This window comes from Acinetobacter sp. ABJ-A23_2 (genome assembly GCF_044538765.1).
GTDB lineage: Bacteria > Pseudomonadota > Gammaproteobacteria > Pseudomonadales > Moraxellaceae > Acinetobacter > Acinetobacter nosocomialis_A.
The window spans coordinates 23,475-44,991 of the sequence record NZ_JBIUCP010000035.1 but is presented as its reverse complement, the minus strand read 5'-3'; the positions used below and the strand labels follow the sequence as shown (position 1 = coordinate 44,991).

The following is a 21,517-nucleotide window of genomic DNA, read 5'->3' as shown; positions in this document are numbered from 1 at the left end:
CATAAAAAAACTACCGAATCCTATTGCCACCCATGATATTAGCTTAGATATAAAACTATTTTCTTTAAAAAAGAATGGGAAAGTCCATTTTTTAATATCTATTTTTCTCAACCATGATAAATACCAAGGAAAAGTTAATGCGAATATAAAAGAACTTATTAATACACTAACAAAGGAAGGCCTTTTATAAAATTCAGACCCACTCATCTTAAAAAACAATATCCAAAAAATCACTTCTAGAGTACATAGCAAAATACATAAGTAAACATAAAATTTACTCTTCGGATTAGTGATAAAAATTGGTGTCAGTATCCAAATTGGATATATAAAACCAAATATAAGTCTAAAACCATACAAGTCATGCTTACCCTCTAATAAATAATATCTAGGAAATACTATTATATAATAAATAAAAAATAGAATAAGACTTAAATATTCCACTCGATCGACATCATTACAATCAGAGCTTCCTATCACATTCTTAAATACAAAATACCCAATAAAATAAGTAATATAAAAATTAATTAGGTAAATTATTGAGGAGTAATAGTTTTCAAAGTTAATAAGCCCATACAAAACCAAAGATAACAACCAAATTAATCCAAAAATAAAGAAACCTTTAATAATAATAAAAATTGAAGATTTCTTTCTAATAATTGATGAATTAATCATGGCTTACAGCCTTGTGCTATTGTATATCCCATTTCTATACAACCATATTTTACGCGGCTATTATAATCCAATAAGTTAACAGGATTATTAGGAAATTTCTTAGGCACCCAAGTTTGAGGTACAAATAACTTAGAATTTTTAAAATACTTTTCATGTATAGGTTGCAATAGTTTTTGCTCTTGCTGCATTTGACTAATATTCCAAGCAACTATATCCGTTACTTTACCATCATAAAGCTGTTTGAAATTGTTGTAGCCAGCTTTCATTAATGCATAACCAGCCTCAGATCTCCAGTTATAAACATCCAACAAATTGACAGAACCTGCAGAAGTTATCGAACTAATAACACCACCTATTGCAAAGGTTGCTCCTGAATATGCTCCTTCCGCTCCTAAGCCCACAATAGCTGCTCGAGATGTTTCATTAGCCACTCTAAACCATTCAGCTCCCGTTTTAGCATACATTGCACTAAAAAAATCAGCTCTTAAATCAATATCATTTATCATGCCATACCAATTATTAACATCTTTAAATATATTTTTTAATACAAGCTCCCTACTCCGAATCTGATCAGCTTTTAAATTAGCCATTGCTGGAGAATTTATTCCATAAATTTGATTAAAATCATTTCCAGCGTAATCTAATGCTGCTTTAAGCATATTATTACAATCTCGACTTCGAGCTGTATTATTACAAACGGTTGCCAGTTCTAGATCATTAGTTTTAGAAAGATTCTGATAATTTTGTATAATAGTATCGCAATTTGAAGATGTTACTTTACATTTTGCTAAATCTGCAACAAATTTCGCTTTACTATAATGAGTTAGATAATTGTTCTGTATAGCAATATCAGCAGAATTAGCTGCTGTATTTACATCATAACCAGCATATGCAGATACTACACCAGCAACGACTTTCCCTACATTTTTAATTTTTACTTTTTCCTCATCATTATATTCAATTCCATTGATAGGTTTAGGCATTAAACTAGCAACAATTTCACCAATTCCAGCTCCTATTGCTCCTGCTTCGCAACTAGATTTAGTTGCGGCTGCGGCAGCACATCCAGCTGCGGCATGAGCAATCTTATGTATTGTATATTGTAATATTGTTGGATCTGACTTATATAAACTATCTCCAATTTGGCTAGCTAATTCCCCCTGTAAAGCTCCTGCAAGACCTGAAAGTAGAGCAACTTTAAGATTTTCCTCTAAATCACCGCCCTTAATAGCTGTTTGTACTAGAGTCGAACCAACAGAACTGGTTATATTATTTATCAGTCTATCAGGTAACATTGTACTATCTGGTTTTAAATTTAAAGCAGAACCAACTTGGCTCATTAAGCCAGCAGTAACAACAGATGTTGCTAAATTCTTAATTGAATCTTTACTACCTAAATCTTTAAGCGTTTTCCCTATATTTCCACCATTATTAATTAAACTTACACTTGCTTGGGTTGCTAAACTTGTAACAGCTGCATTTGCCATAGCACCTAGAGCAGATGGAACGATTGCTCCTGCTGCTGTCGTAGTCACACCAGCAGCACCAATCATACTCGCACCAAGCCCAACAGTAGTACCACTTGCAGCCGCACCTCCTGCTGCACCAGCCGCAGCGGCTGTACCTGAACCCATCGTAACTATCGTTACAATGATGATGATAATCGCTGCACCAGCTCCAGTTAACCCTTGTGACTTATAATCCCAGTCCTTTTGGGTAAGAAGCACTTGTTGCCAATCTACATCTTTACGATTAACTAACTCTTTTAAGTAAGCATTTCCGGGCTGATTTGCCAGTTTTAAAATTTCATCTCGTAATTCAACTTTATTCGCATCTTTTTCACTAATAGGAACTTGGACTACTAAACCACCTGCAGCATTAATGGTTGGTAAAACAGGCCCATTAAATCTTGGCAATTGAGCTGTTTCGGTAATTGACCCTTTATCTTGCATCGATTGCCAAACCACGGAGTTCTTTTCTTTTTTTACGAGATCTGTAATAGATGTTTTCGCAGCAATTAGCTCTAACTTACCACCAGCTTCAATTGATGCACCTTTTAAATACTCAAACTCTGTTCCAACAAGTCTGGTATCAAACCCCGATTTAGTGCCAATGTAATCAGCTTTTAAGGTTGCAGGTAATTCACTCACTTGAGTACGTGTTGCATTGGTTTTAGAGGTATTGTATTTAATACCACCAAATGTAGATTTTTTAACAGTGTCAACATTACTATTAGAAGTTTCTTTTACCGTGTAAAAGTTAAGATTTCCACCTGAATTAATCGTAATTTTTCCACCATCTGCAGTGAAACGACCTGAGTAAATATCAATATTATTATCTGGATTTTTAGCATCTACAGATGGATCTAGTTTTTTGGTTTCAATAAAAATATTTTTTCCAGAAATATCAACTGAAGCTGCATTAGTATCATTACTCTCCGCTACAGTCGTAATATATTTTTTCTTTAAACCACCCCAAGATTTTTTCTTTTCCGTCGTTGTCGTTAGGTCATAACTCTGTTCAGCTGCAGCATCGAATAAAATACTTTTATTTGACTCTATTTTTACGTCACCATTTTTGGATGTAATACCAGTAGCCTGTAAAATCAAGTTATCATTTTTTGTTTTTCCTACAGTCCTTATATTAACCCCTTTATCACCATTAATAATCGTAGGGCTAACTAATGTTCGCATACTATAATTATCATCATTTTCATTTCCTTTATCATAGAAATCTGTATGGCCATCAATAATAATACTTGCATTTAATATTCTTGGCTGTGGATTAGACTCAGTAATGATTGTAGATTTATATTGTTCGGCTAAAACACCACTTGCTTCTAAATTAACCTGTCCCAATTGAGCAGAAATATTTCCACCACTAATAGATAATCCTTTAGCAGAAGTAGCATTTATATTTCCTGATTTTGAAGTTAATTTAGCTTCAGTATGCTCTGAACCACTTACTCCTGTAGTTAATAATTCTTTTGATTTTATTTCTGACTTTTTTTCGGCCTCCAATTTAGAAATTAATTTTTCTAACTCTTGAACTTTTACACTTTCATTCAAAATTTTATATTTTTTAATTTCTGCTTTATAAGAACTTAGTAAAGTCCCTATAGAACCTACTGAAGGCAAGAAACCTACTATATCATTATTAATCACCATAGCATAAGTATCACTCGCTCCCTCTGATGAAAATGATTGTATATAAGCATTTTCATAGAAAAAGATATTACTTACATCTACATTCGATAAAGCACCAGCACTATATTCTCCATTTGAACCATCAAACAAATATGACATAGCTGCTTCAAGACTATTTTTTGTTTTTTTTATATTTTCAAGTAGTGTTTTTCTTTCTTGAAATTCTTTACTGTTAGATAGAATATTTATACTTTTATCAATTTCCTTAATATTGTTTTCCATACTAATTATATTTGTTGCATCAGCAGAACTATTTTTTAATGTATTTTTTATTCCATCAATCAGCACATCATCTTTACTTGAAATGATCTTAATATCTTTTTGTGCAGTTAACTGTGAACCTTGAATATCAACTTTAGCACCCTCTAAATTGATACCGCCATTAGCTGTATCCAACTTAACAACTTGTTCTGATCCATTCCCCGCAGTCCCCCCATATCCTTTTAAAGTCAAAGTACCAGCTTTAGAAACGAGCTCGATATCACCAACCGCCTTTAAGCTGTAAGCTTTTGGATCAATGGTTAAGTTAGAATTGCTTTGAATTGTTAAATCACCATTCAAGCTATTTAACTTTGTATCATTCTTGAGTAAATCACTTCCGACTGCATTTAAGTTCAATCCAGTCTGGCCTGTAATAAAACCGCCCGCCTCTAATAAAACAGCTCCACCCATTAAATTTGTATTTTTTAATACCTGATTTCCTGTTGCGGTTACAGAGGTTACCCCTTTAGAAGTTAAATTGGTTACTTTATCTGCAATCAGTAGAGGCGATGGAGTATTTTCTCTATTGCTATAAACTGAAAGGCCAGAGCTTACTGCCAGATGCTGATCTGATGTAGCATTCACGCCCTGTAAAGTCAGTAAATCTTTTGCATAGAGTTCGGTATTACCTTTTGACGTCAATACGCTATCTGTAATCATACTCATGCCTGCTCTACTATTGATCGCAAGTTTACCAACCGTAGAGCTTAGATCTGTATTTTGGATTTTAATATCGGATTTGCTATTTTCTATCGAAACGATTTGTCCCTTTAGAACATTATTTACCGTTTTAAATTGGCCCTTATTTCCAGTAATAATTACATCAGTATTCGCCTTTAAATTTATTCCATTATTACTCGAAACCAATATATCACCCTGATTCGCATTAACTTGTACCGATTGCAAGTTAACAGTGCCATCCCCAATCGAGCCAAGCGTTACGCCTTTTAAACCACTAATAACAGTCTGATCAGTTGTTAGTTCATCTTTATCAGCCGCAGGCATCGCCTTGCTTGTCTGGGTCGAGTTTAAATTTATATTTTTATTCGCGAGTATAGAAATCTTTCCAGCCGAAGATGTGGCCTTTAAGCTATTTGCAGCAACTCCACCAGCAAGTGCGGTTAAATTAATATCACCTTGAGCCTTGAGTGCCTGACTTAAAACAAGATCAGCAATTTCAGAACTCACATCAATATTCTTTTGTGAAGTCAGTGCACTATTGAGTGCTATTTGATTGGCATGTAATTGAATACTATCTTTATTGGAAATTTCTTTTGCTGTAACGGTTAAATTATTGGCTGCATCCAGCTGAACCAGACCTGTAATAAGCGGAAGTGCTTTGTCAGCATTGTTCCAGACTAGATCACGTCCACTGTAGGCTTTAATGTTTTTGACACGTGTTGCAGCGTTTTCAAGTGAAAATCCAAGATTCTTTAGATTTAAATCTCCTGAACTATATAGGTTTAAATCTTTACCTGCATAAATCGTTCCCCCTTGGAGATCAATCAGATTTTGGGTATTAGCCGAATTTGCTTGTAGGTTGATTGAACCTAATGATGCCTGTATATGGTTCTCTGTAAATGATAACTTACCGTTACTTAAAACATTTAAATCTTGGGCAGCAATCAGTTTTGCGCCTTTGGCTGCAACTAAGTCTTTTTGTACTTGTATGCTTGCTGTACCACGGTTACTTTTGAGTTCCGATCCCGCTGCAAGATTGATATTCGCTGCATCAATATAGACATCTCCACCTTGTGAGTCATCCATAATGCGGGTATCAGCGGCGAGATTGATATTACCTTTAGCATTAACGATTAAAGGAGAGGAAGCCAAGCTGCCATTATTAATGATAATTTCTTTAGCATTTAGATTCAGGTTATTACCCGAATCGAGATTTAGCATGCTATTACTATTAATACTGCCTGATGAATTGATATCGGCAACTGCACCTGTACCTGTTGTTTGTACACTTACTAAACCTTGTGTTTTACTGGTCGAACTGATTGTGCCACTGTGTTCAATTTTTCCGGCACTGGTAATCACCAGATTATTGACTGCCTGAATAGTCCCTGCGTTAGTCACGCCCAAACCTTTTTCAGTTCCCATCAAATAGATATTATTAGCATACATCCCACCCAATGCTTTAACATCTACGGCTAATGTTGGCGCAGTCCCCGTTCCTGTTTTAGCTGTAACATCCTGTAAATCTGCACTGACATTATTTGCCCCAGCAATGACCTGAATATCATTTTTGGCACGAAGTTCAGCACTAAGTTCTAATGCACGGGCATAGAGATCCACATAATTTGCATCGTTATTATTTCCCCCCAAGCCAAATTTAGAATTAGGGTTTGCTGAAACCGTAATTTTACCTTGGTCAACCGTAAACTGCTTGATACTTCCATCAGCATTTAACTGCGGTTTACCAGTAGTGAAAATTGCTTTATTGGCATTAATAAAGCCACCACCTTTAATGTTGATACCAGATGGGTTGGCAATAATGACATCCGCCATTTGCCCTGCAACTTCCAAGTTCCCTTCAAAGCGTGAAGCTGCTGCCGAATTTACTTCATTTAAAATAATTCGTGCTTCACCTGTAGCCAAAAATGGGTTGGCAGACACATTACCGACGGTTTGAGTAGCAGCACCTTGGCGACTGTTGTTCAATACAGCACCTTCAGCCAGTACATCAAATTGTTTATATATATTATGAGATACACCGTTTTTTGGCGTTTGTATATTGACCACAGGAACAACTGCCCCCTGAGCATTTCTTCCGGCAGCAATAACTGCTCTATTCGCAGCATTTGCAGCCCCATCTGCTACAATATCGGCATATACAGGTGCTAAAGGCATCCATAGGCTAATACTGGCAACCAGAGCCTTGACTTGCCAGAGTTGATGAAACGCCTGAGATTCAGTGTGATCAATATTATTCTGTGCACTTGCTTCGGTTTGGCCCGATGTTTTGGTTTGGCTTTTTACATTTTCAGCCACGGCCACAAACATTTGACGTGCTTTGCTATAAATAATGCGATAACTATTCTTGTTCATGAATTAAGTCTTTTCTAAAGTAAATTAATAAGAAAGATTGATACTAAAACCGGTAATCCAGTCTTTTTTTATGCTGTCAGGTGCAATAAGCCCCCGACCTGTAAAGGCATCCAGATAAAAACTATTTTGATAGGTACGTAACCCTAAAACACTTCCGAGTAAATAACGCTGACCCGGTATACTATTGCGGCCATTTACCCAGCCCTGATCGACCGCCACATAAAACTGGGTATTAAGCACAGGAGTGTTCAGGCTAATTTCTTGCTGTAAATATTGCCCGTTATCTCCAGAAAGCATAAGTTCGCCATCAAAACCGCGTACGCTATATCTTCCACCGATATAAAAACGGTCATTAGGTACTAAAATTTTAGGAGCATATTGACCACGCCAGTTAAGGCGGTATTGCGCTGGAGTCTCCAACAAAAGAAAAGGCATGGTAAAACGTAGGTCAGCATTCCAAAGTGGAGCACGGGAGTAACCTTCTACAGCAAGATGTTTACCATTAATATCGGTAATATTTTCTTCTGGTGCAGTCAGTGCATTTATTCCCATACCATGACGATAATCAATGCTGCCATCTAATACTGCATTTCCTAAATATTGGCGGTGCTGGAGTCCCAATACCCAACCTGAAGTTTTACGGTGTAAGACATTAATCTCAATATCATTTAGAAAACTTTGACTTTCTTTATGATAGAGCTTGCCATATACGCTGGTTTTATGTTGACCACTACGACTGATGACACGAGAGAGATTCAGGTTAGCTTGTTGACTATTACCATGATAGATAACAGAATATTTAGGAGTAAAAGTTCCTTGTCTATATTGATAATCGTTATAGCTAACACCTAAATCATAATAGCCCACAGGCAACTGATAACTAATGAAGTAACTTCGATTTAAGTTTTCATGAAAATCATCTAATGAATGACTTACGTTTAACGATAAAATATCATTTAAATGAAATGGGTTATTAACGCCTACACCTATATTACCCATATAGGTTCCAGTTTCCTGATTACCTGAGTTATCTACACTTAAATTAAAATTAACCTTTTGCAGTGGTTGTAGTTTAAGTATTAAGTCAGTAAAGCCCGTTAATTCTTTATCTGTAGAAACTGCTGGAGTAAGTTGCATATCTACAGCATAAACACGTTTTAAATTTTCCAGTCCCTGATCTAATTTTTTCAGATTAATAATATCGCCAGCTTTAAACGGTAATCCTGTTTTAAGCTGTAATGATGATATTTTTCCTTCTTGTATAATGACCTTATTCAAACGGCCAATTTGTACACTTAAGTATAAATTACCCTGATTTAAATCTTGAGGGTTCACGACAATTTGACTAGTAATAAAACCCTTCTTTAAAAGCTCATTTTGAGCATAGTTCACGATGTTATGTAGGCTTTGCGTGCCAATACATTTTCCTAAAACAACCTGTGGGTGTTTTTGAATAGCTTTTACTACAAAATCAAATTGCTTTAAGTCAGCAACAGATTGATCTTTTAACGGTAAAAGACTAATTTTTTTAACCGCTACACAGGGACTCTCCTCAACAACCAGATGTTTAAAGTCCTGCGAAGATTTGCTGTTCTGATAAGGAGTTTGCTGAGTAAGTTGGTCTTGTAATTGCTGACTCAGCTCTTTGAGTCGTTGCTCTTGTAATACCTGACCTGGTAAAGAGACATCTTCAATGGCATAAACATATTGATTAAAACCTGCAAAAAAAATAATGGAAAAAGTTATAAAGTTTTTATTTAACATCTAATATACAGAATAGTACGTATAAAAATTTTATTTTACACAAAAAAACAAACTATTCAATTTTCACTACTTTTACAAACGATTATTTTTTAACCAAAAAGTTAAATGTTTTATTTAATTGAATAGATATATATAATAATCATTCAAGATTAATTAGTATAAAAATATAATTAATTATAAATATTCATTTTCACTTCTAATTCAATTAAAAGTTAATTTTAAAATTTAATAGTTAATTATTATTCCTCCCAAAACCTCTCCACCACCACATCTCGTTCATCCAAACTATTTGAGCTTAAAGCCTGTAGCAGCAAACCATCTATAAGGTTTAAAACCATGTCGGCATCGAATTTTGGCTCGCGAGTTTCTCCACTAAAAATCAGGTCAAAAATTTCATGGCGTAGCCATTTTCGATATTCAACCGCCATACGGTAGGACTGTGGGTAAAGCAGTTTTATTTCAAAAATGGCTTTAAGTAAAAGGTTATACAGGCTATTTAAATTGGTATGTAAAACAATAATTTCTTTGAGTTTATCTTTTGAAGTGTAGTAACGGTTTGAATAAATAATGGCAAGCACTTCTTCTCTGAGCAGGCTTTTTTGAAAGGCAATGCACATTTCAATTAAACCCTCTTTCGAGCCAAAATATTTATAAAACGTGGATTTGGTGATTTGGGCTTCTTTAGCAATTAGGTCAACCCCTGCTGTGTGAAACCCGTAAGTTATAAATAGGCGTATAGCAGTTTGCACAACATGTAGTTTTTTCGAAGATATTTCTAAATTTGGCATAGTTTTACCGTTTTAAATTCTTGTTGTTTCTAAACGAGATAAAAAACCTGTGCCTTTTCTGGGAGAAAAAAAGGCACAGCAAAGCCGTAAAGACTGTGCTTGGCACATCTCAAGTTTTATTGTTGAAGCAAGTTTTTAGACGTAACGATTTAAAGCCTGAAAAGCCTTACGGCGGTCAAGCTGCTTTAAAGTGATTTAAGTGGTGTCGATATAGATTTTGACAGTGACTGCCAATAATTTATGAATGTGCATAGCCAACTCCTTCTTTTGGGAGTTCTGCCAAAGCATTATAAATTATGGTGGCAGAACGGAAGCGGGTTGACGGACTGGTTTCAACTCCAGCACACTCGAAAGTGTCCCACTCCCGTCCTACCGCTACGGGAGGGAACGAGGTGTGCACACAAAACTATTCCTCAGAAGAAATAGTCCTGATGTGGTTGAAATAGCGGTCCGTCAAAACCGACTGGCAATGTAGGCCAGCCCGCAAAGGATAGTATCCAAGCCACTTACAGTCAAGCATACAAAATGACATTTGCTTTAAATTAGATCATTAAAAAGTAAGGATAAATAGTTAAAATTTATTGTTAAATTTTTGTTTATAAAAATGCATAAAACAAAACGCTCTACTCGTGTCCCTGCTCAAATATCCGTTCTAATTAGCAATTCTTTTCGCCCTTTTGGGCTTTTCATGGCAACTTAAATGGAAATAAATAAATGACATTGCTAGCCATAGGATAAATCCCGAGGCTTTCGGTTCTTTCTTTCAATTGTTCTATAGAAAGCCCTGAAATGGGTTCACGCCCGCCCCACACGAGCAGACCTTTTTTAGCATAGTCTTCGAGTACTTCTATGGTTTTCCCATTTTTAAGCTCAATCAAAACATTTTTTTCTTTAACTGGATGTAGATGTGCATTTTCATCGGTAACGAACATGGTCAGGCTTATAGCTGTCGCTATTTGTTCTTGGTATGGCGCGACAATAATTCCATTACTAGCAACTGGCGTGATGCTCAGTTGGGAAAACTGCAAATCAGTTATAGCCTCTTGATTCGGAGCACGACCACTCCATATAAGAACGCCTTCAGGAAATGCGGCTAAAGGTTCTTGGCTGTCATTGATCTCTAGTATTTTTCCATTATCAAATTTAATAACCAGACTTTGTCCTGCATAGCGCGTTAACGCGCCATTTTGGTCAACAGTAAAAATTTTCATTTAATTTAATTCCACAACAGCCAAGCATTAAAGATCATAACGGTTAGCTATCGTTTTAAATTGGTATTTTTGTGAAGGTTTATTAGAAACAAGAGATTAGGTAATAACATAGGTAGGTTAAATTCATACTATGGCTCTTATTCTATATTTTTTGTATACCATTACTATTTATATAGCTATTTTTTATCAACACACAAAGGAATTTAATCTAAAAAATATTGAATATACTTTTTAAATCAATAATATACTAATCAAACATTAACTTATATAAGATAATCTGCCTAAGGTATATACTTTCATGATTTTTTTTTCTTAATCGATTAATATTTTTAACTTTAACTATTATTTTTCTACAAAGTACTGTTTATGCCGAAAATAGAACTATCAATATGGAAAAAGTTTCAGCAGCTGTTGCGAAAGGAGATGTAGAAGTCATTCACTTCATGGGCAATTCATATTTTGAGGGATTATATGGGAACCCTAAGGATTATAATAAAGCATTTGAATGGTATGAAAAATCGGCAAAACTTGGTTATACCAAATCACAAATTGCAGTAGCAGATATGTATTTTAATGGTTTTGGAACTAATAAAGATCCTGCCAAGGGGATTGAATGGCTTCAAAAAGCCATAAATAAAAATGATACAAATGCAATGGTCCTCTTAGCTATAATGTACTCTAAAGGTAATATCATTGAAAAGAATACTAAAAAGTATATTGAACTATTAAAGAAAGCAGATGCTCTTGGAAATTATGGAGCCACATCTCTATTAGGTGTTGCTTACCTACAAGGAAATGGCTTAGAAAAAAATCAAGATAAAGGGATTGAGCTTTTAACCAATGCATCTAATCATGGCAACACTGTAGCTCAATCAATGTTAGGTTCTATTTATTATCAAGGTAAATTAATAAATCAAGATTATACAAAAGCACTTACTTATTTATTAAAAGCCGCTGAATCTAATGATAATTCTGCTGAATTTCTACTAGGCTATATGTATGAAAAAGGACATGGCGTAGAAAAAGACAAAGTTAAGGCAAAAGAGTGGTATGAACGATCAAAAGCACATGGCAACAAGACAGCTGAATTAATGATTAATCTTTTATTTTTATCCTAATTATTAGGCAAATATTTAGATTCACTTGCTCTTTGCTGATTTCGGAGTATGATTGAGTAATCACTCAATTAAACTATTTGTATATGGCTCGTCCTCGTAGTGAAGATAAACGTAATGCAATTTTAAGCGCTGCTATTGAAACATTAGCAGAGCTTGGCGAACGTGCGTCTACCTCAAAAATTGCTAAAGTTGCTGGTGTGGCGGAAGGTACTTTATTTACCTATTTTAGTAATAAAGAAGAATTGCTTAATCAGTTATATCTTTCGCTAAAGGCTGAACTGCGTCAGGTCATGATGCTTAGTTACCCTGCCGATTCTGATTTACAAACACAAATGTCGCACATTTGGCAAAGCTATTTGGACTGGAGTTTAGAAGCTCCCCTTAAGCGTAAAGTGATGGCGCAGCTTTCAACATCGGAACAAATTACTGAGCAAAGCAAACAAATTGGTATGCAAACCTTTTGTGATTTTACTCAAAACATTCAAGAACGTATTAATGATGGCAAATTAAGAGATTATCCACCGTTATTTATTGCTTCGATTTTAGGTGCACTTGCCGAAGTTACACTTAATTTTATTGCCCAAGACCCTTCTCAAACCGAGCTTTATCGCAAATCTGGCTTTGAAGCGTTTTGGCATGCAGTTTCAATATAGATAAAAGAATAAGGATGCACGGCGTCCTTATTTTTAAACCAATTAATGAGTGAGTAAATACTCATTTAATTAAATCAGAATAAGTACTTAGCCCAAGTTCTTATTTGCACATATAGGTTTGTTCCAAATAAGGAAAAACAAGATGACGATTTCAAACACAACAGACTTGCCTTCTCCCTTAATGCCATCTCAGCAGCACAATGGCAAATTTAGAAATACGCGTCCGAACCAACACAAGCCTTCTTTTGGTAAAACACTTCAGCTTATGTGGAAGTTTCTATTTAACAAGCCAAAAGACACAGTACCCAACAAAGAAATTCCTGTTTTAAGCTTAACCAAAGAACAGCTTTTAAGTGCGCCTGACCGCTCTCTATTTCGTTTAGGGCACTCGACTATTTTATTAAAACTGCGTAATGAGTTTTGGTTAACCGACCCTGTTTTTTCTGAACGCGCTTCACCTTTTCAGTGGATTGGTCCAAAACGTTTTCACCAGCCACCGATTAGCATTGCAGACTTACCACCCATCAAAGGTGTGATTTTGTCACATAACCACTACGACCATCTCGATTACCATGCAGTTATGCAGCTTAACGATAAGGTTGAGCACTTCTTAACGCCGCTTGGTGTGGGTGACACACTCATTAAGTGGGGAATTCCAGCAGAAAAAGTTCAACAACTTGATTGGTGGGATACTACCCATGTAGAAGGGCTTGAACTGGTTGCCACCCCTGCCCATCACTTTTCAGGCCGTGGTATGGGCGATAGCAATGCGACGCTTTGGGCTTCGTGGGTAATTATTGATAATGACTTACGTGTATTTTTTAGCGGTGACACGGGATATTTTGATGGGTTTAAAGAAATTGGACACCGTTATGGTCCGTTTGATTTGACCATGTTAGAAACGGGTGCTTACGACCCTGAATGGCCCGATGTTCACATGCAACCAGAGCAAACTTTGCAAGCGCATATCGATTTAAAAGGTCGCCATTTGTTACCTGTGCATAATGGTACTTTTGACTTGGCACTTCATGCTTGGGATGACCCGTTTGAACGTATTGTTGGTTTGGCACATGAAAATAATTTAGCGATTAGCACACCGCAAATGGGTCAAATACTCAATTTAAATGAACCAAATGCCGAAAATTATTGGTGGCGTTCATAGTTTGATATAAATAAGCCGAGCACTCATTTTAAGTGTTCGGCTTATCTTATTTATAACTTTGAGTAATTTTCACGAAGCACTCTTTTCAAGCGTTTCTATAATCGCTAAAGCTGTTCTTTTAGCAGAAAACGGATTTTGACCTGTAATTAACTTGCCGTCTTGAACGACATATGGTGCAAAGGGAATAAAAGCTTTTTCATAATGAGCACCATATTCTTTCGCTAATTCTTCGGCACTGTATGGCACTTTTTTTGCTACCCCTGCCAAAACCTCTTCACTCCAAGCAAAGCCTGTTAACTTTTTATCTTTTATCAGTCGCTCACCATTTGAAAGTCGTACATTGAGCAAACCGCAATATCCGTGACAAACACTTGAAACAATGCCGCCTTTTTCATAAATGTTTTTGGTAATTTCTTGCAGTTCGGGGTTATCTAAAAAATCCCACATCACCCCGTGACCACCTGTGTAGTAAATCACGTCATAGTCTTGCCAATGAATATCTGAGGGCTTAAAGGTATTTGCCAGCAGCGTAATAAAAGCTTGATCTTTTTCTCGGTCTTTAACAGACTTATCTGCGACTAAAGGCAAAAGTGACTTAGGTTCAATTGGAGTTTTACCCCCATTTGGACTGACAATATCTTGTATATAACCTTGCTTTTCAAATTCATCATAGGCATGGGTAAGTTCGCCTAACCATAGCCCTGTTGGTTCATCAACATCCTTATAGCGTGAAATATTAGTCACGACATGTAATATGCGTTTAGACATTTTTTCACCTCATTTTTCATATTTATAATTCTATTCTTTCGTCTATCAAAGCATAGAAAGTTGTTACTGAAAGTGTGTGCTTGGTAAAGTTATGAACCTTGCTTTTAAGTGACTATAAGTCTAAAGTTAACTTGAATGTCAATAGAGTCTGTGGCTATGAATATTAGCGAGTTATCGAAACTAAGTGGTTTAAGCACCCCTACAATTCGTTATTACGAACAGATCAAACTCTTGCCTAAAGCAAAAAGAAAATCGAATGGTTATCGTGAATATACAGATAACGATTTGAAGCAACTTTCTCTCATTCAGCAAGCCCAGCAAGTTGGTTTTTCTTTAGCAGAAATTAAAGCTTTTTTGCCTTCAAAAGTTGCCACCTGGAACCATGACGCACTCATCCAAACAATTGAATTAAAAATTCAGGAAATAGAACTTTTAGAACAAAAGCTAAAGGTGAGTAAGCAAAACTTACGTACCATGATTAATGCCATTAATGACAAACCTGATGAAATTACGTGTGAGCAAAATGCAGAACGGCTCATGAATCTCTATTTTGATAAAGCAAAAGCACCGTAATTTCTTCGAGACCTATTGACCTTAAAGTGTGCTTTAAACATACGATTGGCTACAGGTGATGAATGAGGACCTGTCATGTTTAAAGTTTGGAATTTTCAGCGTTGGTTAACCGTTATTTTTGCCATTTTTTTGACTACACACGTGGTACATGCCGCAGAGTCAAATAAAGCTCAAAGCCTTACCAAAGCAAACGGAAAAATTTTAGTCGTAATGACCAATCACTCGGCTTACCCTTCCCGTTCGGATAAAACAGGACTTTGGCTGACTGAACTCACTCATTTTTACGATGTCGCTTTGGCTGCGGGTTATGAAATGGATTTTGTAAGTCCTTTAGGTGGCGAAGTTCCACTAGATGAACGTAGTTTAAAGTCTATTTACCTAGATGAATCTGCCCGTCAGCATTTAGCCGACCCAGCATTTATGTATCGGTTAAAGACAACATTAGCTCCGAGCGCGATTAATCCTACCCAGTACAAAGCCATTTACTATACGGGTGGGCACGGTACCATGTGGGATTTCCCAAACAATAAAGCTTTGCAAAACATTAGCGAACAGATCTATCGCCAAGGTGGAGTTGTTTCAGCGGTATGTCACGGCGTGGGTGGTTTATTGCCTTTACAGGATGAAAATGGCAAACCCTTAATTGCAGATAGAACCGTGACTGGTTTTGCAAATATAGAAGAAACACTTTCTGGTATTAAGTCTCAAGTTCCATTTTCTTTACAAAACGGACTCATTGAACGTGGTGCAAAATATAAAGAAGCATTTATTCCGTTTACCTCGTATGTGGTTTCAGACGACAGAATTATTACGGGTCAAAACCCTCAGTCGAGTAAAGAAATTGCTGAAGCAGTTGTTAAGCGTTTAAGCAGCATGCAATAAAGCTAAAAAGACGAATTATAGACCAGCGCTGTAATTCGTCTTTTCCATACAAATATTATAGAAAAATTTAGCTTATCTTTTGATAGTGAAGACCAATGGCTCCAGAAGCAAACGTTTTATTTTCAATAAGTTTAAGATTGGTCTTTTGCTGAATGCCTTGAAACAGTGGCAAGCCACTACCAATTAAAACGGGCGAAACCGTAATTTTATATTCATCAATTAAATCAAATTGCATGAGATAGTGCGCGAATCGAGGACTTCCCAGAATCACCATATCCTTACCCACTTGCTGTTTCAGCTTATTAATTTCTTCTTCAACATGGTCTTTTACAAGACGGGTATTATTCCATTCAACTTTATCTAAGGTGGTTGAAAAAACGATTTTTTCAGTCTTTTCAATCCACTCAGCGTGATTTCGTTCATGCTCCGAAGCTTCTGGATTTGAAAGCATGGTTGGCCAGTAATTATACATCATCTGGTAAGTCGCACGTCCCCAAATCACTGTATCGGCAGTGCTCAAAATTTCTTTGGCATGATTTGCTAAATCAGCATCGTAAGCAATCCATCCGATGTCCATTGCCCCATTTGGACCTTCCACAAAACTGTCTAGCGATGCATGAAGAAATAGTATGAGTTTTCTCATTATTCTCATTCCTTTGTTATGAAAAATATTTATCGCTTTTTAGTATATTCAATTTGAATTATTTCTTATGGAGTGTTTTGTTTTCTCGTTTTCTTTTTATCTATATAAAGCCGTATTCATTTGAAATATTTATAAATTACCCGAACAAGAATGACTCCTTGTTCGGGACGATCTATAAACATGCTGTTTTAATAAAGGCTTTTAATTAATAACCAGCGGACCAGAACCTGGTAGCTCAGTCACTAGCTTATAACCCATCAGTTTTGCGGGTGTATATGTACCGCCTTTCACGGCATTTTTGAGTAAATAATTCACTACAGTCAGTGAGCCATTTACCGTAAGGCTATACGCATTTTCTGTTTGGATACGGGCAGTTTTGATTTCCCCACGTGAATTTCTGGCTTCACCCCACACATAGGTTGGCACTTTTGCACGGAGTTCCTCATTTGGCCCAACAACTGTTTTTTCAATACGCGACTTAATAAACTTCTGCACAGCATTGATTTTTAATATTGGGCGTACATAGTTCATCATTTTCGCGCCAAAAATCATTTTAGGAAATGCGGGTACAAATACTTCAATGTTTGGAATACCGGTTGTATAGAACGCTGTAGATACGTCTCCCCAAGGAACACTCATGGCACTTTTTTTACCGTCACCAAAATCAATGGTTCGAACATAATGTGCTAACGGAACGGTAGTAATTTTTCCGTTTTTACGAATTTTTCCACCTTCGGCCATACCTTCTGTACTTGTTTTAGCTGTACCCGGTGAAAACCCTGTTCTAGAATCAAAACCAAGTGCTAAATGCGTTGCATCTGGCAATGCTTCTTTCAAGGCAGCAGCAACACAATCTGTCGGAACTACATCGAAACCAACACCCGGACAAAGCACAATATCGGCTTTTTCAGCTTGGCTGTTAAGTGACTGTGCCAACTCAAATACAGCGATTTCACCCGTAATATCTAGATAGTGAGCACCTGCATTTATACACGCTTCCATCATGGGTTTTGATGTTGCTGAAAATGGCCCCGCACAGTGCATGACCAATTTAAAGCCTTGCAGTTGCTCACTTACCGCATTTACGTTATCCAGCCCAAAAGCTTTATAGTCGAGTCCCAACTCTTGAGCTAATGTTTCAACCTTAGCTTTGTTACGACCAGCCAAAGTTGGTTTTAGACCTTGGCGTACAGCTTCACGAGCGATTAACTCGCCCGTGTAGCCATTTGCTCCATAAATTATCCAGTTTGAATCGGTAGGATTTGTCATAACACAACTCACTTATTAAGAAGCAAATGTATAATCACGCATGCCTTTTTTGTATTGGCGGGTACGGCATGACATAGCTGATTGTTGCAAAATTAAAGCCCAAGCTGGTGAAACATTTGGTTTTGTTTTTTTACCAGCACTTAAATTACGTAACTGGAATTTCACCACTGCCATATTGGCAAGAGAAGCGAATGTTTTATTTTCCCACGTAATTGGCTTGAGTTCAGGTGAAACATTTTTGCCTTGTTTCCAAGCATTTGGCAAGTTAGGTTCAATCGCTAAAGCTGTGGCAATACCGACCATATCTACACCACTTTCAACCACTTTCTCTGCCACTTGTTTACGGCGTATGCCACCTGTCACCATAACAGGCATTTTGGCAACTTTACGAATTTCTTGTGCAAATTCTAAAAAGTAAGCTTCGCGAGCAAGTGTGCGACCATCACGTGCTTGACCTTGCATGGCCGGTGCTTCATAGCTACCGCCCGAAAGTTCAACCAAATCGACTGCATGCTCATTTAGCATTTTAACCACTTGTTGAGCATCTTCAGCGCTAAACCCACCACGTTGGAAGTCGGCTGAATTTAGTTTTACTGCCACAGTAAACTGAGGCGAAACCACTTTACGAACAGCTTCCACAATCTCAATTAAAATGCGAGCGCGGTTTTCTAAAGAACCGCCCCACTGATCTTGGCGTTTATTGCTCAGTGGAGAAAGAAACTGGCTTAATAAGTAACCATGTGCTGCATGAATTTCTACACCAGTAAACCCAGCTTTTTCACCTAGACGCGCTGTGTTTGCAAAACGCTGAATCACCTCTGCAATCATAGATTCAGTCATTTCGATTGGCGTATTAAAGCGATTTGACATTTTGCCAAGATCAAGTGAAATAGCCGATGGCGCCCAAGTCTGCTGACCAAGGTTCGCTTGCATTTGACGCCCTGGATGGTTAATTTGAAGCCAAATCTGAGCGCCTTTTGAACGACCAATTTGTGCCCATTTTTTAAAAGTCTCTAGATGTTTTTCATCTTCAAGCACTACACCGCCCGGTCCAGTCATCGCTCGACGGTCTACCATCACATTTCCGGTAATGATTAAACCTACACCACCATTTGCCCAAGCCTGATATAAACGCATTAACTCTTCCGACGGTGCGTGGTTTAAATCAGCCATGTTTTCTTCCATTGCAGCTTTAGCAATACGGTTAGGAACATATGAGCCATTTGGGAATACTAATTTTTCGAACACTTTCATTGGAATGACCTCATTCAGTATGGCTTTACTTTAAGATTAAAGCTAACTTTAATGTCAACACCTTTTCGCACTTCTATATTTAATTAATTGAATTTATTCTTTTTATATAAAAAAAGAGGCACTCAATGTGCCCCTTTTTTTAAAGTTTTGAAACTTTTAATTATTCGCGAATAAATGCCAATAAGTCAGCGTTAATCACTTCATGATTTACAGTTAACATGCCGTGAGAAAAACCTGGGTAGATTTTGAGTTGGCTATTTGGGAGTAACTCAGCAGATTTCACACCAGAAGTTTTATAAGGTACGATCTGGTCGTCATCACCATGCAACACTAAAACAGGAATGGTGATTTTCTTTAAATCTTCGGTGAAATCAGTTTGTGAGAATGCCACAATACCATCGTAATGTGCTTTTGCACTGCCCGTCATACCCTGACGCCACCAATTAGCAATGACACCTTCTGATGGTTTCGCATCTGGTCGGTTAAAACCATAGAACGGGCCAGATGGCAAGTCACGGAAGAATTGCGCACGGTTGGTGAGAACTTGATTTTGCAGGTCATCAAAAACTTCTTTTGGTAAACCTTCAGGATTATTTTCAGTTTTAACCATCAGTGGTGGAACTGCACTAACAAGTACAGCTTTTGCAACGTTTTCCTGACCATGACGAGCAATATAATGAGCAACTTCACCACCGCCCGTTGAATGGCCAATATGAATTGCATTTTTAATGTTTAGATGTTTAACCACTTCTGCGACATCATCTGCGTAGTGGTCCATATCGTGACCATCCCACACCTGACTCGAACGCCCATGGCCACGGCGGTCATGAGCAACTACACGAAAACCTTCTTTAAGGAAAAAAAGCAACTGTGTGTCCCAATCATCTGAACTTAAAGGCCAACCGTGATGAAAAAATAATACTTGAGCATCGCGTGGCCCCCAGTCTTTATAGAAAATTTCTACGCCATCTTTTGTGGTTACATATCCCATCTTTGTTCTCCTGGTGAAAAACCGCTTATTGATTCGTTATAAAGATTTGAATATTTATACTAAGCTTAAAGTTAACTTTAAGGTCAACTATCTTAATCATCTTTTAAAAATAAAATTTATATGAAGACTCTCATCAAGTTTGTATCTTTTTAAACTTTAATTGTTTTTATTTTATTTCTTTTAAATGTCAAAGATTTGACATATCAAAATTAAAGCCTTGACTTTAAAGTTAGCTTTAAACTTATAGTGACCACATTGGCTATAAATTAACACGTCGTGATAAAGACAACGATAGCTACTCGGTCAATTAATGTAAAGGTGAACTCTCATGAATACAAAACAACAGTTTACTGAGGTTGAATTTGGGCAACAAAAAGTCAAAGTACCCAAAGGTGGTTATTATGACCGCTTTAGAATGAATCCTGACCTAGACAAAGTGGCTCAAGATCCAGCCGCCGGCAATATCGACTTTTTCCGTCATATTCCTAAAAAAATTGTGGAATCGAGAGTAGGTCCTGTCTGGGCACCTAACTTTTATTATCGTAGTGCAAATGTTCAGCTATTAATGCTTGCTCCAATTAAGCAAATTAAAGCAAAACTTCCCGCCGCTTTAACGCCGTTACAACCATTTCCGGGTTATGGATTGGTCGCTGTCACATTCTTTACCTATTCAGTTTGTGACAATGATCCTTATAACGAAGTGTCGATTGCGATTGTTGTCCGTAAGCCTAATGCTCGTGGGCCACATATCGCCGAGTTAGTGAAATCGATGCGTCAACGTCATTTTTATGCGCATGTTTTAGCTTTGCCTGTTGATACTGAAATTGCCAGAGTGCGTGGTGTATATGGTTACCAACTACCAAAATGGTTAACTAAAATTGACGTCGACATTAATTCAAAAGAAGTTCAAGCCAATATTTTTGATCTTAATGGCAAATTAGATTTAAGTTTAAAAACTGCTGTTCCTACTTTAAAACATGTCGATTCTGAAACATATATTAATAAAGCAACCATGCTACATGTAGTCGATGGAAAATGGCACCGAACAGACGTTCAATCTAATATTCTTTCTTTTGCACAAAAACTCTTACCGAAAAAAGTTCAACTTATGAAAAACGAAGGCCCTTTAACTAATTTACTGAATGAATTAGGTGCTTCAAAAATTTTACGCGTAGATGTTATTGAGGATGCTCAGGTGGTGCTTAATTTGCCTACCGTAATTAATTTAAAAGCATAAATAAAAAGGCC

The 21,517-nt window shown here is 36.9% G+C and carries 16 protein-coding genes; 6 read left to right on the top strand and 10 right to left on the bottom strand.

The genetic code is table 11. The features are described from left to right. From ACH63V_RS12745 to ACH63V_RS12725, 5 genes are all read right to left on the bottom strand, one after another. On the bottom strand, positions 1-672 hold a 672-nt coding region (locus tag ACH63V_RS12745; RefSeq protein WP_396463701.1), incomplete at its 3' end, for a hypothetical protein. Then, a complete protein-coding gene (locus ACH63V_RS12740) occupies positions 669-7,193 on the bottom strand; it encodes a DUF637 domain-containing protein (RefSeq protein ID WP_396463700.1) in 6,525 nt (2,174 codons plus the stop codon). The genes ACH63V_RS12740 and ACH63V_RS12745, both read right to left, overlap by 4 nt. 24 nt (positions 7,194-7,217) lie before the next feature. Then, the gene (locus ACH63V_RS12735) at positions 7,218-8,957 is read right to left on the bottom strand and encodes a ShlB/FhaC/HecB family hemolysin secretion/activation protein (protein WP_396463699.1); all 1,740 of its coding nucleotides are present in this window, start codon (positions 8,955-8,957) and stop codon (positions 7,218-7,220) included. 239 nt (positions 8,958-9,196) lie between these two features. Next, positions 9,197-9,745: a TetR/AcrR family transcriptional regulator gene (locus ACH63V_RS12730; RefSeq protein WP_396463698.1), complete on the bottom strand. Its 549-nt coding sequence runs from the start codon at positions 9,743-9,745 to the stop codon at positions 9,197-9,199. A 686-nt stretch (positions 9,746-10,431) separates the two neighbouring features. Then, positions 10,432-10,956 (bottom strand): hypothetical protein, encoded by a 525-nt coding sequence (locus ACH63V_RS12725; protein WP_396463697.1) that lies wholly within the window; start codon positions 10,954-10,956, stop codon positions 10,432-10,434. 389 nt (positions 10,957-11,345) lie between these two features. On the opposite strand from ACH63V_RS12725, the gene ACH63V_RS12720 reads away from it, so the two are divergent. From ACH63V_RS12720 to ACH63V_RS12710, 3 genes are all read left to right on the top strand, one after another. Next, positions 11,346-12,074: a tetratricopeptide repeat protein gene (locus ACH63V_RS12720; RefSeq protein WP_228148219.1), complete on the top strand. Its 729-nt coding sequence runs from the start codon at positions 11,346-11,348 to the stop codon at positions 12,072-12,074. Between the two features lie 83 nt (positions 12,075-12,157). After that, positions 12,158-12,727, top strand: coding sequence for a TetR/AcrR family transcriptional regulator (locus ACH63V_RS12715; protein WP_304392972.1), 570 nt, complete (start codon positions 12,158-12,160; stop codon positions 12,725-12,727). 142 nt (positions 12,728-12,869) lie between these two features. Next, positions 12,870-13,889, top strand: coding sequence for an MBL fold metallo-hydrolase (locus tag ACH63V_RS12710; RefSeq protein WP_396463696.1), 1,020 nt, complete (start codon positions 12,870-12,872; stop codon positions 13,887-13,889). Between the two features lie 69 nt (positions 13,890-13,958). Here the strand turns inward: ACH63V_RS12710 and ACH63V_RS12705 are convergent, their stop codons facing one another. Beyond that, entirely contained in the window at positions 13,959-14,657 is a 699-nt protein-coding gene (locus ACH63V_RS12705; protein ID WP_396463695.1) for a type 1 glutamine amidotransferase domain-containing protein, read from the bottom strand. A 156-nt stretch (positions 14,658-14,813) separates the two neighbouring features. Between ACH63V_RS12705 and ACH63V_RS12700 the strand changes: the two genes are divergently transcribed. Next, positions 14,814-15,230: a MerR family transcriptional regulator gene (locus tag ACH63V_RS12700; RefSeq protein WP_396463694.1), complete on the top strand. Its 417-nt coding sequence runs from the start codon at positions 14,814-14,816 to the stop codon at positions 15,228-15,230. Between the two features lie 75 nt (positions 15,231-15,305). Next, on the top strand, positions 15,306-16,112 hold the full coding sequence (locus tag ACH63V_RS12695; RefSeq protein ID WP_396463693.1) for a type 1 glutamine amidotransferase domain-containing protein: 807 nt from the start codon (positions 15,306-15,308) through the stop codon (positions 16,110-16,112). 67 nt (positions 16,113-16,179) lie between these two features. Here ACH63V_RS12695 and ACH63V_RS12690 read toward each other — a convergent pair whose 3' ends face one another. The 4 genes from ACH63V_RS12690 to ACH63V_RS12675 form a co-directional block, all read right to left on the bottom strand. Beyond that, entirely contained in the window at positions 16,180-16,755 is a 576-nt protein-coding gene (locus ACH63V_RS12690) for a dihydrofolate reductase family protein (protein ID WP_396463692.1), read from the bottom strand. 201 nt (positions 16,756-16,956) lie between these two features. Then, entirely contained in the window at positions 16,957-18,024 is a 1,068-nt protein-coding gene (locus tag ACH63V_RS12685) for a saccharopine dehydrogenase family protein (protein WP_396463691.1), read from the bottom strand. Positions 18,025-18,039: 15 nt separating this feature from the next. Then, positions 18,040-19,278 carry an NADH:flavin oxidoreductase/NADH oxidase family protein gene (locus tag ACH63V_RS12680; protein ID WP_396463690.1) on the bottom strand — a complete coding sequence of 413 codons (1,239 nt, stop codon included), beginning with the start codon at positions 19,276-19,278 and terminating at the stop codon, positions 18,040-18,042. Between the two features lie 160 nt (positions 19,279-19,438). Then, entirely contained in the window at positions 19,439-20,269 is an 831-nt protein-coding gene (locus ACH63V_RS12675; RefSeq protein WP_396463689.1) for an alpha/beta fold hydrolase, read from the bottom strand. A gap of 328 nt (positions 20,270-20,597) precedes the next feature. Here ACH63V_RS12675 and ACH63V_RS12670 point away from each other — a divergent pair, with 328 nt between their 5' ends. Further along, the gene (locus ACH63V_RS12670) at positions 20,598-21,506 is read left to right on the top strand and encodes an acetoacetate decarboxylase (RefSeq protein ID WP_396463688.1); all 909 of its coding nucleotides are present in this window, start codon (positions 20,598-20,600) and stop codon (positions 21,504-21,506) included. Positions 21,507-21,517 lie beyond the last annotated feature (11 nt).

Excerpts from the sequence above, each read along its gene's own strand:
- ACH63V_RS12740 (WP_396463700.1), bottom strand. The coding sequence starts at position 7,193 with ATGAACAAGAATAGTTATCGCATTATTTATAGCAAAGCACGTCAAATG.
- ACH63V_RS12735 (WP_396463699.1), bottom strand. The coding sequence starts at position 8,957 with ATGTTAAATAAAAACTTTATAACTTTTTCCATTATTTTTTTTGCAGGT.
- ACH63V_RS12730 (WP_396463698.1), bottom strand. The coding sequence starts at position 9,745 with ATGCCAAATTTAGAAATATCTTCGAAAAAACTACATGTTGTGCAAACT.
- ACH63V_RS12725 (WP_396463697.1), bottom strand. The coding sequence starts at position 10,956 with ATGAAAATTTTTACTGTTGACCAAAATGGCGCGTTAACGCGCTATGCA.
- ACH63V_RS12720 (WP_228148219.1), top strand. The coding sequence starts at position 11,346 with ATGGAAAAAGTTTCAGCAGCTGTTGCGAAAGGAGATGTAGAAGTCATT.
- ACH63V_RS12715 (WP_304392972.1), top strand. The coding sequence starts at position 12,158 with ATGGCTCGTCCTCGTAGTGAAGATAAACGTAATGCAATTTTAAGCGCT.
- ACH63V_RS12710 (WP_396463696.1), top strand. The coding sequence starts at position 12,870 with ATGACGATTTCAAACACAACAGACTTGCCTTCTCCCTTAATGCCATCT.
- ACH63V_RS12705 (WP_396463695.1), bottom strand. The coding sequence starts at position 14,657 with ATGTCTAAACGCATATTACATGTCGTGACTAATATTTCACGCTATAAG.
- ACH63V_RS12700 (WP_396463694.1), top strand. The coding sequence starts at position 14,814 with ATGAATATTAGCGAGTTATCGAAACTAAGTGGTTTAAGCACCCCTACA.
- ACH63V_RS12695 (WP_396463693.1), top strand. The coding sequence starts at position 15,306 with ATGTTTAAAGTTTGGAATTTTCAGCGTTGGTTAACCGTTATTTTTGCC.
- ACH63V_RS12690 (WP_396463692.1), bottom strand. The coding sequence starts at position 16,755 with ATGAGAAAACTCATACTATTTCTTCATGCATCGCTAGACAGTTTTGTG.
- ACH63V_RS12685 (WP_396463691.1), bottom strand. The coding sequence starts at position 18,024 with ATGACAAATCCTACCGATTCAAACTGGATAATTTATGGAGCAAATGGC.
- ACH63V_RS12680 (WP_396463690.1), bottom strand. The coding sequence starts at position 19,278 with ATGAAAGTGTTCGAAAAATTAGTATTCCCAAATGGCTCATATGTTCCT.
- ACH63V_RS12675 (WP_396463689.1), bottom strand. The coding sequence starts at position 20,269 with ATGGGATATGTAACCACAAAAGATGGCGTAGAAATTTTCTATAAAGAC.
- ACH63V_RS12670 (WP_396463688.1), top strand. The coding sequence starts at position 20,598 with ATGAATACAAAACAACAGTTTACTGAGGTTGAATTTGGGCAACAAAAA.